A 15,393-nucleotide genomic window follows, 5' to 3' on the forward strand; every position below is an offset into this window, starting at 1 on the left:
CAGGCACCGACAAAACGGCGCGCGTGGAGCCCCCTATCGGGATTGAACCGATGACCTACATATTACAAGTATGTTGCTCTACCACTGAGCTAAGGAGGCAGGTGGAACGTGCCCTAGCTTAACGGGTCACTCGTCGGCGTCGACAATGCGCTGTGACACCACCGGACGCGGAGTGCTCCGTCGTGACGATCGCCGGGGCAGGGGGATGCGGTCGGCGATGTTGCTCAACGGGTTGACGACCTGGCTGAGCGTGATGACCGCATCGTGCAGGGCGTCGATGGTGGGTGCCAATGCCTCCAAGCCGGGCGCCAGCCGGTTCAACGTGTCGGCCACGTCGGCGAGCTTGAGCAGTGGCCCGTCGGGATCGGTCAGGGTGTCGAGCAGGCCGCCCTCGGCCAGCAGGCGATCGGCCACGCCGTCCTCCCGCAGTACCCGTTCGAACAGCCCGTCGTTGGCCAGCAGTTGATCGGCCAGCCCGCCGGGGGCGATTACCCGGGACAACGCGCCGTCGTCGGTGGTCAGCCGGTCCAGCAGACCGCCCTCCAGGGTGATCTGATCCACCAGGCCGCCGGGGGCGACGGCGCGGGCCACCGCGCCGTTGTCGGCGGTCAGTCTGTCCAGCAGACCGCCCTCGGCCGTGATCTGGTCGACCAGACCGCCGGGGCGCAGCAAACGATTCACCGGACCGTCCGGCGCAAGCGCGCGACCCAGTGGCGCGTCGTCGTCCAGGAGCCGGGCCAGCCGGTTGGCCCGCTCCACCGCGTCGTCGAGTCCCAACAGTCCTGCCATCGACGATCTGCCAGCCAACGGATTGGAATCGCTGATGCCCCGTTGCACCGCGTTGAGCGTCTCGCCGGCGATGCCCAGCCCGGCATCTGCCACGGCCAGCCCGATGCGCACGGGCGCGGTGGCAACCTGGACCAGCGTCTTGCCGAGGTTCATGTGCGTCAGTGTAGTTACCCGGATCACAGCTAAACTCACAGGAAGTGCACAGCGTGCATGCAGGTTGAGTTCAACACGCACCACCAACATCAGGGAATGGCCATGCCTGCATTACCTGAGAGCGTCCCGGAAGCCCGGATCCTCGTCGTCGACGACGAGGCCAACATCGTGGAGTTGCTTTCGGTCAGTCTGAAGTTCCAGGGGTTCGAGGTGCACACCGCGTCCAACGGCGCCGCGGCCCTCGACAAGGCCAGGGAAGTTCGTCCCGACGCGGTGATCCTCGACGTGATGATGCCCGGCATGGACGGCTTCGGACTGTTGCGCCGACTGCGCGCCGACGGCATCGATGCGCCGGCGCTGTTCCTGACCGCCCGCGACAGCCTGCAGGACAAGATCGCCGGGCTGACCCTCGGCGGCGACGACTACGTGACCAAGCCGTTCAGCCTCGAAGAGGTGGTGGCCCGCTTGCGGGTGATCCTGCGTCGCTCTGGCCGCGGCGTCGAGGAACCTCGCAGTGCCAAGCTGTCCTTCGCCGACATCGAGCTCGACGAGGACACCCACGAGGTGTGGAAGGCCGGCGAGCCCGTCTCGCTGTCACCGACCGAATTCACCCTGCTGCGCTACTTCATCATCAATGCCGGCACCGTGCTGTCGAAGCCCAAGATCCTCGACCACGTCTGGCGGTACGACTTCGGTGGTGACGTCAACGTCGTCGAGTCCTATGTCTCCTACCTGCGGCGCAAGATCGACACCGGGGAAAAGCGCCTGCTGCACACCCTGCGCGGCGTCGGCTACGTTTTGCGCGAGCCACGCTGACGCCTCGGTTGTCGGCGGCATACTTTTGGGGTGTTTGACCGGGTAGAGCGGCATGGGGTGCCGCTGCGCGTCGGACTGGTGGCCGTCGCGCTGTTCCTGGTGGCCTGCGGATTGTTGGCCTCCGGCATCGCGGTGACCTCGATCATGCGTCACACCGAGATCAGCCGCGTCGACCAGACGCTGCTCGACGCCTCACGGGGCTGGGCGCAGGAGCCTCACCAGATGCCATCGACTCCGCTGGAAGGGCCGAACCCCGCGCGCCCGCCGTCGAACTTCTATGTGCGCGGCGTCGACCAGGACGGCCGGACCTGGATTGCGATCAACGACCGCGAGGCTGAACCCTCGCTCCCCGACGACAACGATGTCGGCGCCGAACCGGTGACCGTCGAGTCGGTCGGGCCGTCCGACGTTCAGTGGCGGGCCATGACGGTGCAGGGCCCCAACGGGGAACGCACCACCGTGGCGATCGACCTGTCCGACGTCCAGTCGTCGGTCCGCGCGTTGATCTGGTCGCAGGTCGGCATCGGCACGGTCGTGTTGTTGTTTCTCGGCATCGTGGGTTACGCCGTGGTGCACCGCAGCCTGCGTCCGCTGGTCGAGGTGGAACAGACCGCGGCCGCGATCGCCGCCGGACAGTTGGATCGCCGTGTCCCCGAACGTGATCCACGCACCGAGGTCGGCCGGCTGTCCCTGGCGCTCAACGGCATGCTCGCCCAGATCCAGCGGGCCGTCGCGTCGTCGGAGGCCTCCGCCGAACAGGCGCGTACCTCCGAGGAACGCATGCGACGGTTCATCACCGATGCCAGCCACGAACTGAGGACCCCGCTGACCACGATCCGCGGATTCGCCGAGCTGTACCGGCAGGGGGCGGCCCGCGACATCGAGATGTTGATGGGCCGGATCGAGAGCGAGTCCCGGCGGATGGGGCTGTTGGTGGAGGATCTGCTGTTGCTGGCCCGGCTCGATGCCCAGCGACCGTTGGACCAGCATCGGGTCGACCTGCTGACCTTGGCGACCGACGCCGTCCACGACACCCAGTCGATCGCCCCGGCACGGCGCGTGCGCATGGAGGTGTTCGACGGACCGGGCACGCCCGAGGTGCTGGGCGACGAGGCCCGGTTGCGTCAGGTGCTGAGCAACCTCGTCGCCAACGCGGTGCAACACACCCCGGAGACCGCCGGCATCACGGTGCGGGTCGGCACCGAGGGCGACGACGCGATCATCGAGGTGTGCGACGAAGGACCCGGTATGAGCGCCGACGATGCGCTACGGATATTCGAACGGTTCTACCGGGCCGATACCTCACGCGCCCGCGCCAGCGGCGGCACCGGTCTGGGCCTGTCGATCGTGCATTCGCTGGTGCTGGCCCACGGGGGAACGGTGCGGGTGACGACGGCGCCGGGTCAGGGCTGCCGGTTCACCGTCAGCTTGCCGAGGATTGCAGAGCTTCCAGCGCAGCCTTGATCTTCGTCTGTGCCTCGTCGAGGGACTCGGCTGACGGGTTGTTGTCGACGTGGGCGAAGCCGAAGTCGGTCAGGTTGTAGGCCGGGAAGACGTGCACGTGCAGGTGCGGTACCTCCAGACCGGCGATGATGACGCCGGCGCGCTCGGCGCCGAACGCCCGGCACACGGCCTTGCCGATCAGCTGCGACACCTCCATCACCCGGCCGAACACCGCCGGCTCGACGTCCTGCCAGTTGTCGATCTCGGCGCGCGGAACCACCAGGGTGTGACCCTGGGTCATCGGTGCGATGGTGAGGAACGCGACGATCTCATCGTCTTGGTAGACGAATCGTCCGGGCAGTTCTCCGTTGATGATCTTCGTGAAGACGGACGCCATGGCCACGAGCATAGTGATGGACGAATGAGACGCTGATCTCGTTGCGCAGGAAACGACAACCCGGTTGACTAGCAGGGCTTAGTAATTTTGCCTGAAGGATGTCGATCGTGACCGACGCGGTCAAGCGGGAAACTGACAGTGACGACCAAGCCCCACCCGGGCGACCCACCCACTTCGAGTGGATCGACCTGGACGTGCCGGCCGATACGTGGTGGGACGTCGTCGACCACCCCGACATCGCCGGCCGCAGCCTGGACGGCTGGAAGTACCACTCCTGCACCCCCTCGCCCTACGACGAGGACTGGGTGGTGCTCACCTACTACCGCCCGCTGAAACTTCCCGTCCTGCACCACACCGGCCGGCGCAGCCGGTCGGCATGGCGCGGCCGATCTGGCCGCGGCGTGTGCGGTTAGCCGCCCGCGATCAGCTCGTGTAACTCGGCCGCCGACCACGGCGGCGTGCCGTGGTGGTCGCGGAAACCGATGAAACCCGGTGACGGCCGGGCAAATTCACCGATGAACCCGCCGGCGGCGATGAAGATCCGGCCGGTCACGTCCTGTGCGGCGTCACTGACCAGATAGCCGTACGTGGGCGCCACGTACTCCGGTGGCGCCGCGTCCAGCGCGCCCTGCATGCTGACGTCGTCGAGCAATCCGCGCCGGTTGAGTTCGGCGATGTGCTGTTCGTAGTCCGATCCGGTGGACAACCGGGTGCGGGCCCCCGGGCACACCACATTGGCCCGCACCCCGTGCTCCTTGAGCTCGGCGGCGATCGCCAGGGTGAGTCCGTTGACCGCGCCCTTGCCCGCCGGATACCCGGTGCCGCCGTAATCGCCGAGGAACGCAAAAGAGCTGGTGTTGACGATGGCTCCGCCGCCTTGCGCCACCATCTTCGGAGCCGCCGCACGACAGGTCTCGAACACGGTGCCGAGGTGCGCGTCGAGCAGTTCCCGGAATTCGGCACTGGTCACGGTCAGGATCGACGAGCCGGCCGGTTCGGCGGTGCCGGCACAGTTGACCAGGATGTCGACGCGACCGAACTCGGCCACGCAGGTGTCGACGAGGGCGTCGGCCACCTCGGGGTCAGCGGGGGAGCCGGCATGGGCCACTCCCGAAACCTGCTGTGCCGCAACCTGCGCGGCGTCGGCGTCACGGCCGTTGACCACCACACCGGCGCCTTGGGCGGCCAGCAGTTCGGCGACCGCCAGGCCGATGCCACGGGTGCCGCCGACCACGATCGCGCCGCGGCCGGCGAGCGTTCCGCCGGTCAGTTCTCTTCCTGCGCGAAGACCATGGCATCCATATTCCAGTAGCCGCGCAGGTTGGTGATGAGCCCCTTGTCGTTCACCTTGTAGGTGAAGACACCGCGCACGGTGGCGGTGAACCCATTGGGAAACGTGGTGCGCAACACCAGGATGTAGGCGATCTCGTTCGGCGAGCTGGACGGGAACGTCGCCTCGCACGTGACGGTCAGCTTGTTGGGCCCGATGTTGGTGTCGTAGAACGCACCGAGGGCTTCCTTGCCGCGCACTCCGGTGCCGTCGGGGTTGGTGACGGCCTCACCGATCGGGTCCTCGACCAGGACGTCGTCGGCCATCAGCGCCAGCCAGCCCTCACGATCACCGGCCTGCACGCACTTCCACGACGACCGGGAGGCAAGGACGACGGGGGTCTCGGTTTGTGTTTCGGTCATGGTTCTCCTGGCGGTTGTGCTTGACGCATTCACGCCGAGTGTCACGCTGGAGTGACGCCCGAACTTCGGAGCCACTCTGGCGTGACGCTCGGCGCGGACTATCGGGTCAGATCAGCGGTCGCGCCCGCGGTTACCGATCAGCGTCGGTGTAGCGGATGACCCCGCGGATGTTGCGGCCCTCGAGCATGTCCTTGTAGCCGTCGTTGATCTGCTCCAGCTTGTACTGCCGGGTGACCATGTCGTCCAGGTTCAGCCGGCCGGCCTTGTACATGCTCAGCAGCTGCGGGATGTCGTGGTGCGGGTTGCCGCCACCAAAGATGGTGCCCTGCAGGCGCTTCTGCAGCAGCGTCAGCATTGACAGGTTGAGCTTGACGTCGTTGTCGGCCATGTTGGCCACCGCGGTGGCCACCACGGTGCCGCCCTTGGCGGTGATGTTCATGTAGTGGTCGATGTCCTCGCCCTTGAGTTCACCGACGGTGACGATCGTCTTGTGTGCCATCCGGCCCTGGGTGACCTCGGCGACCCCGGCCATCGCGGAGAAGATGTCCGGGTAGGCGTGGGTGGCACCGAACTTCAGGGCGTTGTCGCGCTTGAACTCAACGGGATCCACCGCGAAGACGTTGCGGGCACCGGCGGCCAGCGCTCCCTGCAGTGCACCGGTGCCGACACCGCCGACGCCGACGATGACGACGTCGTCGCCGGGGCGGACGTCGCCGCTGCGGACGGCCGATCCGTAACCGGTGGTGACACCGCAGCCCACCAGGCAGGCCACCTCGAACGGGATGGACGGATCGATCTTCACCACCGAGCTCTTGTGGACCACCATGTACGGGCTGAAGGTTCCCAGCAGCGTCATCGGGATGACGGGCTGACCGTTCTTGACCGCGTGGATGCGATTCGTGCCGTCGGACACCGCGGTGCCGGCCAGCAGGAGCGCACCCAGGTCGCACAGGTTGCGCAGCCCCTCCTGACAGGCCGGACACTCACCGCAGGACGGGATGAACGACAGCACGACGTGGTCGCCGGGCTGGAGGTGTTCGACACCCGGGCCGACCTCGGTCACGATGCCTGCGCCCTCGTGGCCGCCGAGCACCGGGAACCCTGCCATCGGGATGTCGCCGGTCACCAGGTGGTGATCGGAATGGCACATGCCCGAGGCTTCCATCTGAATCTTGACCTCGTCCTTGACGGGGTCACCGATCTCGATCTCCTCGATCGACCACGGCTGGTTGAACTCCCAGATGAGAGCGCCTTTTGTCTTCATGCGCACGTGCCTTCCACTAGAGCCGATGACCACAGACTAGAGCCATTAGTTGCGTGGGTCACACCCACCCCCAAGCAACTGCTTGGCCGGGAACTACCAGATCTTGACCGGCGCTTGACCCAGCGGGTAATAACCGGGGAGTTTCTCGCCGGACAGGCTGCGCTCGATGCGCTTCTGCATGGTCGGCGTCAGGTCGCCGGATTCGATGAGCTTCCCGTACCCCTTGGCCACGTGGCCGAAATCGAAGAAATCCCGCTGCCATTCGATGAGCAGCTGATCGTTGAGCCGGAACCAGCTGCCGCCGATGCCGTAGATCTCGCTTGTGCTGCCGTCGCTCTTGTTGGCGATTTGCTTCCAGAAGCCGACGATCTCGTTCTGCTTCTCGTCGATCAGCACCCGCTGGTATTCGTAGACCCAGTTCTCCAGGCCTTCCATCTCCAAACCGAGTGCCACGTCGCGGATCTCGTCGCGCCCGACGCACATCACGTCTTCCTTGGGCCCGATGTTCCAGCCGTAGGTGGCGTCTTCGGTGTAGAAGTCCGCCAACGGCTTCCAGTCGCCGGCCTTCTCGGCCTCCTGGTTGGCCTTGAGCCAGCGATCCGACCAGGCTTCCAGTTCTTCTCTTGACGCCATTGTCATTACCTCTCAGTCGTTCTCGATGATTGATAGTGCTCGGGTAGGACACATCTCGACGGCCATCTCCACGGCATCGCGGAGCTCGTCGGGGGGTTCGTGGTCGAGGATCTCGACGACGCCGCGTTTGGGCACCCGGAACACGTCGGGCGCTTCGAGCTCACACATGGCGTGGCCCTGGCACAGATCCTCGTCGACCTCAACGCGGTAGCAGCCCATGGTGCTACCTGCGCTTGCGGTAACGGACCTTGGCCGGTTGGGCCAGCTGGACGACCATCTTGGAGTGGTCGTTCTGGTAGCTGTCGGCCGGCTGCGACATCTCGAACTCGTACTCGCGCAGCAGAATTGAGAAGATCGCCTTGATCTGCATCTGCGCGAAAGCCGCACCCACGCAGCGGTGCTTACCGGCGCCGAACGGGATCCAGGTCCACCGGTTGATCAGGTCTTCCTGGCGCGGCTTCTCATAGCGGGCAGGATCGAAGGCGTCCGGTTCGGGGAAATCCTCCGGGATCCGGTTGGAGATCGCCGGGGATGCGGCCACCATCTGACCCTTGTGGATGGGGAAGCCCTGCACTTCGAACTCGTCCTGTGCCACCCGCATCAGGATGATCAGCGGCGGGTGCAGGCGCAGGGTCTCCTTGAGCGAGTTGTCCAGCTTCGGAATCTGCCGCAGCGCATGGAAACTCACCTCCTGGCCGTCGGCGTAGAGGTCGTCGAGCTCCTGCTGCACCTGTGCGTACACGTCGGGGTTGCGCAGCAGCTCGATGAGCGTCCACGAGGACGTACCCGAACTGGTGTGGTGCCCGGCGAACATCAGGGAGATGAACATCCCGGTGACCTCGTTGGCCGTGAACCGGGGGTTGCCCTCCTCATCTTTGATCGACACCAGTACGTCGAGCAGGTCGCGGTCCTCTTTGCCCTTCGGCGGATTGGCAATGCGACCGTCCATGATCTCCTGCACCAGCGCAACGAGTTTGACGCGCGACTCGTCGCGGATGCGGAAGCTCTCGATGTCCAGGTAGGGATCGACGTAGCAGAGCGGGTCGGTGCCCCGCTCCAACTGGTGGTAGTACTCGGCGAACCGACGATCGAGCTGCTCGCGGAACTTCAGCCCGATCAGGCACGCCGTCGAGGTGTAGATCGTCAGCTCGGAGAAGAAGTCGAGCAGTTCGATCTCGCCCTGGTCGCCCCAATCGGCGATGATCTTCTTGACCTCGTTCTCGATGGTGGCCGCGTGGCCCTTCATCTGCTCACCGCGCAGCGCGGTGTTGTGCAGCATCTCGGCGCGGCGCTCGGGGTCCGCGTCGAACACCACGCCCTCACCGAAGATCGGGGTCATGAACGGGTAGGCCTCGGCCTGGTTCAGTTCGCTGTCGCTGGAGCGGAAGAAGAACTCGTTGGCCTCCGCGCCGCTCAGCAGCACCACCTGCTTGTCGGCCAGCTGGAACCAACCCACGTCGCCGCATTCGTCACGGACGCGCTGCATCAGGCCGATCGGGTCGGTGCGGAATTCTTCCAGGTGGCCGTGTTCGTCTTCTTCGCCACCCGAAACGCGCTGTACTTCTTTGAGGGCAGTCACTGGTTTGGCATCCCTTCTTCACCCAGGGCGAGCTTCTGGCGGTCCTTGACGTCGGCGAGCGGAGCTTCGGGCTGAAGTTCCATGTTGGCGATGAAGCCGCCGCGGGGTGTCTCGGCGACGAAGGTGATGGCACGCGCCAAGTCGTCGGCGCGCAGGAAGTAGTCGTGGCGCGCCTGGCCCCACTTGGCCCAGTCCTCCAGCGCGGGGCCGATCAGCTCGGCCGGCAGGCTCCAGCCCATCGAGGTCTTGGTCGGACCGGGATGGACGATCGAGGCGCGCACGCCGGTGCCTTCCAGCTCCATCTGATAGTTGTTGACCATCGCGACCAGAGCGGCCTTGGCGGCGCCGTAGGCGCCCATGTGCGGGCGCTGGCGCAGGGACACATCGGATCCCACGAAGATCAGGTCGCCGCGCCGGCGTTCGATCATGCCGGGCAGCACCGCGGTGGCCAACCGGTTGGCTCCGATCAGATGGATCTGGATCTGGGAGTCGAACTGCTCGGTGCTGATCGAGTCGAGCTTGCCGAAGTAGGTGTCGCCGGCGCCGGCGACCAGTACCTCGATGTCACCGAGTTCGGAGGTGGTCTGCTCGACGGCGGCCTTGACCGAGTCGGGGTCGGTCACGTCGAGGTGCACGGCGATGGCTTCGCCGCCGTCGGCGCGGATCTTGCCGACGATTTCCTCCAGTTTCTCCACCCGGCGGGCACCGAGGGCGACGGGAAAACCGTTGCGCGCGAGCCTGATCGCGGTGGCTTCACCGATTCCGGAAGAGGCGCCGGCGACCAGGGCTGGCCGACGTTCGGGTAGGGGTTCAAAACGAGGCATGAGTCCGGGACCTTTCAGGCCTAGCGGGGTTGGACGGTGATGGGGAGATGAGCGAATCCACGGACACTGCTGGAATGCACCCGCACAGCCGCGGATTCATCCACCTCGTATCCGCGGATTCGCTTGAACAACTCGGTCAGTGCCACCCGGGCCTCCATGCGCGCCAGATGCGCGCCGAGGCAGAAGTGGGCACCACTGCCGAAACTCACCAGTTTCGGGCCGATCTCGCGATCGATCCGGTACTCGTCGGGATCCTCGAAGACGCGTTCGTCGCGGTTCGCCGAGCCGATCAGCAGCACCAGCACGTCGCCCGCGGGCACCGTGGTGTCGTAGTACGTCTGGTCTTCGACGACCAGCCGGGCCAGGATCTGGCTGGAGGCGTCATAGCGCAGCGTCTCCTCGACCCACGGCACGACCAAGGCATGGTTGTCGAACACCGGAGCCAGCTGACCGGGATTCTTGTAGCCCCAGTACGCGGCGTTGGCAAGGAGTTTGGTGGTCGTCTCGTTACCCGCCACCACCATGAGGAACAGGAAGGCCATGATCTCGTCGTCGGTGAGCCGATCTCCGTCGATCTCCGCCTCCACCAGTGCCGACGTCAGGTCGTCAGTGCGGTTCTTGCGGCGCTGCTTCACCATGTCGGCGTAGTAGACCAGCAGTTCCCCGGACGCGGCGATCGCGGATTCGGGGACATCGGCGACACCGTCCTCACGGTGCATGACACCGTCGGCAAGCGCCCGGATGCGAACCCGGTCCTCGTCCGGCACGCCCATCAGTTCGGAGATGACGTCCATGGGCAGCTTGCCTGCGAAATCGTCTACGAAATCGATGGAGCCGGACGTTCCGATCTCTAGCGCCGTATCGAGGTGCTGGTGGGCGATCTCGGTGACCCGGCCCTCCAGTTCGCGGATACGTCGTGGGGTGAAGCCCTTCGAGACCAGAGTGCGCAGTCGGAGGTGGCCGGGATCGTCGAGGGCCAGAAACGACATCACCCGGTGGGCTTCGTCATTGCGAGAGATCGGATCCAGGGACACGCCGTGCTTGTTGGACAGCGTGACGCTGTTACGGAAACCGGCGACCACGTCCTTGTGCCGCGACAACGCCCAGAACTTGAGTTCCTCGTTGTGATACAGCGGCGCCTCGTCGCGCAGTCGGCGGTAGTAGGGGTACGGATCCTCGTGGAACTCGTAGTCGTACGGGTCGAGGATCGGTTTGACTATGTCCAAGCTCATCAGTGCTCTCCCAGGCTCACGCTCATTTGTCCTCTCCGAGGACGGGCTCATTTGTCCTCTCCGAGGACGAGGCCGACGACATAGGTCAGCCGATCGGCGATCTGGTGGTAGGTGAAGGCGCCGCTGCCCGCGTTGACCAGCGCGCCGAAGAACGTCATCTCCAATGCGGAGACGATGCGGGAATCGGCATCCGGCCCGACGGCCGAGCGGATGCGCTTGTGGATCTCGGCGCCGATGCGATCCCGCACTTTCCGTACCGCGGGATCGGTGCCGCCGCCCAGCAGGGCGGTGGTGCAGGCGGCCGCCACTTCGGGCTCATCGGCGACCACCAGGGTCAGTGCTCGCAAGGCCTTGTCGACGCGGGTGGTCATCGAGTCGTTCACGTCGGTGAAGTACGGAACCTGGCTGACCAGATCCAGATACATCTCGGCGATCAGGTGATTCTTCGACGAGAAGTATGTGTACGCCGTGGCCGGCGCCACCCCGGCGCGTGCGGCGACCGCGCGCACCGTCAGATCGGCATAGGACGATTCGCGCAACATTTCGATCCCGGCGGTCAGGACCTTGCGGAAGGTCTCCTCCTGACGACGGTTGCGCGGCGCCTCCTTGCCTGCCTCCGGCGCGGGTTCTGTGACTGCGGACACGGCATCGCTGGACACATGTCCAAGTTATCCGACGATGCCGATGTTGAGCAAGTATGGATCTATAAAGACGGCAGTGAACAGCGTTTTTTACGGTACTGGCGGGTGGGGAGGGGTGCGCCCTTGCGGCTCGTCATTGTCTGCGGCTATCGTTCGAAGCGAGACAGCCGGACAGTTGTCCAGAATCTTCTGAAGTGGAGTTCACCAATGCCGGTACTGGCCGACCGCCAGAGTCAACTGCTCATCGACGGCAAGCTCGTCGCCGGGGGCGGTGGAACCTTCGAAACCGTCAACCCCGCCACCGAGGAGGTGCTCGGCGTCGCCGCCGACGCCAACGCTGAAGACATGGGCAATGCCATCAACGCCGCGCGTCGGGCGTTCGATGACACTGATTGGGCGACGAACACCGCGCTGCGGGTGCGTTGCCTGCGCCAGTTGCGAGATGCGTTGCGCGAAAACGTCGAGGAACTGCGGGAACTCACCATCGCCGAGGTGGGCGCCCCGCGCATGCTCACCGCGGGCGCCCAACTGGAAGGTCCGATCGACGATCTGGTGTTCTCGGCCGACACCGCCGAGAACTACCAGTGGCGTACCGATCTGGGACATGCCACCCCGCAAGGGATCCCGACCAATCGAGTGGTGGCCCGCGAGGCCGTCGGCGTCGTCGGCGCCATCACTCCGTGGAACTTCCCGCACCAGATCAACCTGGCCAAGGTCGGCCCGGCCCTGGCCGCAGGTAATACCTTGATCCTCAAGCCGGCTCCTGACACCCCGTGGGCCGCTGCGGCCATCGGCCAGATCATCGCCGAGCAGACCGAATTCCCGGCCGGCGTCATCAACATCGTCACCTCCAGCGATCACTCTGTCGGTGCGCTGCTGTCCAAAGACCCTCGGGTGGACATGGTTTCGTTCACCGGGTCCACCGCGACCGGACGCGCCGTGATGACCGACGCGGCACTGACCATCAAGAAGGTGTTCCTCGAACTGGGCGGCAAGTCGGCGTTCCTGGTGCTCGACGACGCCGATCTGGCCGGGGCCTGCTCGATGGCCGCCTTCACCGTCGCCATGCACGCCGGACAGGGCTGCGCGATCACGACGCGGCTGGTGGTCCCCAGGGCCCGTTACGACGAGGCGGTCGAGGCTGCCGCGGCGACGCTGGGCGGCATCAAGCCCGGTGACCCCAACAGCAAGCGCACGGTGTGTGGCCCGCTGATCTCGGCGCGCCAACGCGACCGCGTGCAGTCCTACCTGGATCTGGCCCTGCAGGAGGGTGGCCGGTTCGCCTGCGGCGGTGGGCGTCCCGCTGACCTGGACACCGGATTCTTCATCGAGCCGACCGTGATCGCCGGCCTGGACAACAATGCCCGGGTGTCCCGTGAGGAGATCTTCGGCCCGGTGCTGACCGTGATCGCCCACGACGGCGACGACGACGCCGTCCGCATCGCCAACGATTCACCGTACGGCCTGTCCGGCACGGTGTTCTCCGGCGACGACGCCCGCGCCCAGGCGGTGGCGGCGAGGATGCGCGTCGGCACCGTCAACGTCAACGGCGGCATCTGGTATTCGGCCGACGCCCCGTTCGGCGGTTACAAGCAATCCGGAGTCGGCCGTGAGATGGGCGTGGCCGGTTTCGAGGAATACACCGAAGTCAAGTGCATCGCGACGCTAGCGAATTAGGGAGAGCTTAGATGGGACAGTTCGAGAACAAGGTGGCCATCGTCACCGGGGCCGGTGGCGGTATCGGCCAGGCCTACGCCGAGGCGCTGGCACGCGAAGGTGCGGCCGTGGTGGTGGCCGACATCAACACCGAAGGCGCGCAGAAGGTGGCCGACGGCATCAAGGGCGAGGGCGGCAACGCGCTGGCGGTACGGGTTGACGTCTCGGACATCGACTCGGCCAAGGACATGGCGGCCCAGGCGCTTTCGGAGTTCGGTGGCATCGACTACCTGGTCAACAACGCCGCGATCTTCGGTGGCATGAAGCTCGACTTCCTGCTCACCGTCGACTGGGACTACTACAAGAAGTTCATGAGCGTGAACCTCGACGGGGCCCTGGTGTGCACCCGTGCGGTGTACCGCAAGATGGCCAAGCGCGGCGGCGGTGCGATCGTCAACCAGTCCTCGACCGCGGCCTGGCTGTATGCCAACTACTACGGTCTGGCCAAGGTCGGCATCAACGGCCTGACCCAGCAGCTCTCCCGTGAGCTCGGTGGACAGAACATCCGGATCAACGCCATCGCACCCGGCCCGATCGACACCGAGGCCAACCGCACCACCACCCCCAAGGAGATGGTGGACGACATCGTCAAGGCAATCCCGTTGTCCCGCATGGGCCAGCCCGAGGACCTGGTCGGCATGTGCCTGTTCCTGCTGAGCGATCAGGCCAAGTGGATCACCGGGCAGATCTTCAACGTCGACGGCGGACAGATCATCCGATGAGCGCTTGCGCGAAGAGCAGACGGCACAGCTCATGAGCGATCTGACGTACGGGTACATCGGCCTGGGAAACATGGGCGCCCCGATGGCCAAGCGGCTGGCCGAATGGCCGGGTGGATTCATCGTCTACGACGTGCGCGTCGACGCGATGACGCCGTTGGCGGAGTTGGGTGCCACCCTGGCCGATGACGTGGCCGACGTGGCCCAGGCCGACATCATCAGCATCACGGTGCTCAACGACGAGCAGGTGCGGTCGGTGGTTGCGGAATTGGCCGGAAAGGCCAAGCCGGACACCGTGATCGTGATCCACTCCACGATCAGCGACACCACCGCCGCCGAGCTCGCCGAGCAGTACAAGCCGCAGGGCATCCACATCGTCGACGCTCCGGTCAGCGGTGGCGGCGCAGCGGCCGAGAAGGGAGAGCTGGCCATCATGGTCGGCGCCGAGCGGCCCGTCTACGAACGGATCAAGCCCGCACTCAAGCAGTTCGGCTCGATGGTGATCCACGCCGGTGAGCCGGGTGCCGGCACCCGGATGAAGCTGGCCCGCAACATGTTGACCTTCACCTCCTACGCCGCGGCGTGCGAGGCGATGAAGCTGGCCGAGGCCGCCGGGCTGGACCTGGGTGCGCTGGGCCGGGTGGTCCGGCACACCGATGCGCTGACCAGTGGGCCAGGTGCCATCATCGTGCGGGACAACATGGCCGAGCTGACCCCGGACCACTGGCTCTACGACGCGTTCACCCACACCCGCGGGCTGGGAGAGAAGGATCTGAGCCTGGCTCTGGGGCTGGGGGACGTTGTGGGAGTGGATCTTCCGTTGGCCCAGGTGGCCTTGCAGAGGTTGGCCGACGGCCTCGGCGTACCGCACAAGAACGATTAGGAGCTTTCGATGGACGAGTTGCGCGCCAAGGGCCTGGCCAAGATGAACGAGGTCTACGGCTGGGAGATGCCCAACATCGAAGGTGATCCCTACTTCGATCTGACCGTGGATCATCTGTTCGGCACCATCTGGTCCAAGCCTGGGCTGTCGATGCGCGAGAAGCGGCTGATGACGTTGTCGGCGGTGACGGCGGTGGGTTCGCAGGACCTCGCCGAGATTCAGGTCAATGCCGCGCTGCTCAACGGTGAGTTCACCGAGGAGGAGCTCAAGGACATCGCCATCTTCCTCACCCAGTACCTCGGCTTCCCCCTCGGCTCCGGCCTCAACGGCACCGTGTCGAAGGTGGTGGCCAAGCGGCGCAAGGCCGCCGAGAAGGGGCTGGCCGAGGATCGGAAGGCGAACGTCAACGCCGCAGTCAAGATGAACACCGGGAGCGAGCTCGATGACAAGTAGGTACGCCTCGCTGACCCGTGACGAGCTGGTCACGCTGGTGCCCGAGCTGCTGCTCATGGGCCAGATGATCGACCGCTCCGGGATGGCCTGGTGCATCAGCAATTTCGGCCGCGAAGAGATGCTGCAGATCGCGATCGAGGAGTGGGCGGCGTCCAGCCC

The 15,393-nt window shown here is 65.6% G+C and carries 18 protein-coding genes, 1 tRNA gene and 1 pseudogene; 8 read left to right on the forward strand and 12 right to left on the reverse strand.

The annotated features are described in order from the left end of the window. Positions 1-24 precede the first annotated feature (24 nt). Together A5740_RS27645 and A5740_RS27650 are read right to left on the reverse strand one after the other, a co-directional pair. Positions 25-99: transfer RNA gene (locus A5740_RS27645), tRNA-Thr, on the reverse strand. Between the two features lie 27 nt (positions 100-126). Next, complete coding sequence (locus A5740_RS27650; protein ID WP_076199569.1) at positions 127-942, reverse strand: hypothetical protein; 816 nt, start codon at positions 940-942, stop codon at positions 127-129. Between the two features lie 96 nt (positions 943-1,038). On the opposite strand from A5740_RS27650, the gene A5740_RS27655 reads away from it, so the two are divergent. Both A5740_RS27655 and A5740_RS27660 read left to right on the forward strand, forming a co-directional pair. Further along, positions 1,039-1,758: a response regulator transcription factor gene (locus tag A5740_RS27655; RefSeq protein ID WP_076199600.1), complete on the forward strand. Its 720-nt coding sequence runs from the start codon at positions 1,039-1,041 to the stop codon at positions 1,756-1,758. Positions 1,759-1,788: 30 nt separating this feature from the next. Continuing rightward, positions 1,789-3,222 (forward strand): cell wall metabolism sensor histidine kinase WalK, encoded by a 1,434-nt coding sequence (locus A5740_RS27660; RefSeq protein ID WP_076199571.1) that lies wholly within the window; start codon positions 1,789-1,791, stop codon positions 3,220-3,222. On the opposite strand, the gene A5740_RS27665 is transcribed toward A5740_RS27660, so the two are convergent. After that, on the reverse strand, positions 3,182-3,598 hold the full coding sequence (locus tag A5740_RS27665; RefSeq protein ID WP_076199602.1) for an HIT family protein: 417 nt from the start codon (positions 3,596-3,598) through the stop codon (positions 3,182-3,184). The two genes, A5740_RS27660 and A5740_RS27665, sit on opposite strands and share 41 nt — an antisense overlap. 107 nt (positions 3,599-3,705) lie before the next feature. Here A5740_RS27665 and A5740_RS27670 point away from each other — a divergent pair, with 107 nt between their 5' ends. Beyond that, a complete protein-coding gene (locus tag A5740_RS27670) occupies positions 3,706-4,011 on the forward strand; it encodes a hypothetical protein (protein WP_076199604.1) in 306 nt (101 codons plus the stop codon). Here the strand turns inward: A5740_RS27670 and A5740_RS27675 are convergent. From A5740_RS27675 to A5740_RS27715, 9 genes are all read right to left on the reverse strand, one after another. Further along, positions 4,008-4,835 carry an SDR family NAD(P)-dependent oxidoreductase gene (locus A5740_RS27675; protein WP_076199606.1) on the reverse strand — a complete coding sequence of 276 codons (828 nt, stop codon included), beginning with the start codon at positions 4,833-4,835 and terminating at the stop codon, positions 4,008-4,010. The two genes, A5740_RS27670 and A5740_RS27675, sit on opposite strands and share 4 nt — an antisense overlap. A 29-nt stretch (positions 4,836-4,864) precedes the next feature. Next, positions 4,865-5,290, reverse strand: a complete 426-nt coding sequence (locus A5740_RS27680; RefSeq protein WP_076199608.1) for a nuclear transport factor 2 family protein — start codon at positions 5,288-5,290, stop codon at positions 4,865-4,867. Between the two features lie 130 nt (positions 5,291-5,420). Beyond that, positions 5,421-6,554 carry an NDMA-dependent alcohol dehydrogenase gene (locus tag A5740_RS27685; protein WP_076199573.1) on the reverse strand — a complete coding sequence of 378 codons (1,134 nt, stop codon included), beginning with the start codon at positions 6,552-6,554 and terminating at the stop codon, positions 5,421-5,423. A gap of 93 nt (positions 6,555-6,647) precedes the next feature. Further along, a complete protein-coding gene (locus A5740_RS27690; RefSeq protein ID WP_076199575.1) occupies positions 6,648-7,187 on the reverse strand; it encodes a nuclear transport factor 2 family protein in 540 nt (179 codons plus the stop codon). Between the two features lie 12 nt (positions 7,188-7,199). Beyond that, entirely contained in the window at positions 7,200-7,406 is a 207-nt protein-coding gene (locus A5740_RS27695; RefSeq protein ID WP_036447484.1) for a ferredoxin, read from the reverse strand. Positions 7,407-7,410: 4 nt separating this feature from the next. Then, entirely contained in the window at positions 7,411-8,766 is a 1,356-nt protein-coding gene (locus tag A5740_RS27700; RefSeq protein WP_076199577.1) for a cytochrome P450, read from the reverse strand. Next, entirely contained in the window at positions 8,763-9,590 is an 828-nt protein-coding gene (locus A5740_RS27705) for an SDR family oxidoreductase (protein ID WP_076199579.1), read from the reverse strand. Before A5740_RS27705 ends, A5740_RS27700 begins: the two co-directional genes overlap by 4 nt. Before the next feature lie 20 nt (positions 9,591-9,610). After that, positions 9,611-10,822, reverse strand: a complete 1,212-nt coding sequence (locus A5740_RS27710; RefSeq protein WP_076199580.1) for a cytochrome P450 — start codon at positions 10,820-10,822, stop codon at positions 9,611-9,613. Between the two features lie 47 nt (positions 10,823-10,869). Continuing rightward, positions 10,870-11,481 carry a TetR/AcrR family transcriptional regulator gene (locus A5740_RS27715; RefSeq protein WP_076199582.1) on the reverse strand — a complete coding sequence of 204 codons (612 nt, stop codon included), beginning with the start codon at positions 11,479-11,481 and terminating at the stop codon, positions 10,870-10,872. 189 nt (positions 11,482-11,670) lie between these two features. Here A5740_RS27715 and A5740_RS27720 point away from each other — a divergent pair, with 189 nt between their 5' ends. The 5 genes and pseudogenes from A5740_RS27720 to A5740_RS29270 all read left to right on the forward strand — a co-directional run. Continuing rightward, positions 11,671-13,140: an aldehyde dehydrogenase gene (locus A5740_RS27720; protein WP_076199584.1), complete on the forward strand. Its 1,470-nt coding sequence runs from the start codon at positions 11,671-11,673 to the stop codon at positions 13,138-13,140. Between the two features lie 11 nt (positions 13,141-13,151). Further along, a complete protein-coding gene (locus A5740_RS27725; protein WP_076199586.1) occupies positions 13,152-13,901 on the forward strand; it encodes an SDR family oxidoreductase in 750 nt (249 codons plus the stop codon). A gap of 4 nt (positions 13,902-13,905) precedes the next feature. After that, on the forward strand, positions 13,906-14,781 hold the full coding sequence (locus A5740_RS27730; protein ID WP_256386385.1) for an NAD(P)-dependent oxidoreductase: 876 nt from the start codon (positions 13,906-13,908) through the stop codon (positions 14,779-14,781). 9 nt (positions 14,782-14,790) lie between these two features. Next, a complete protein-coding gene (locus tag A5740_RS27735; RefSeq protein ID WP_064884702.1) occupies positions 14,791-15,234 on the forward strand; it encodes a carboxymuconolactone decarboxylase family protein in 444 nt (147 codons plus the stop codon). Continuing rightward, positions 15,224-15,393: pseudogene (locus tag A5740_RS29270) on the forward strand (hypothetical protein); the annotation flags it as partial. The gene A5740_RS27735 and the pseudogene A5740_RS29270, both read left to right, overlap by 11 nt.

It is taken from the genome of Mycobacterium sp. GA-1841 (assembly GCF_001954135.1).
GTDB lineage: Bacteria > Actinomycetota > Actinomycetes > Mycobacteriales > Mycobacteriaceae > Mycobacterium.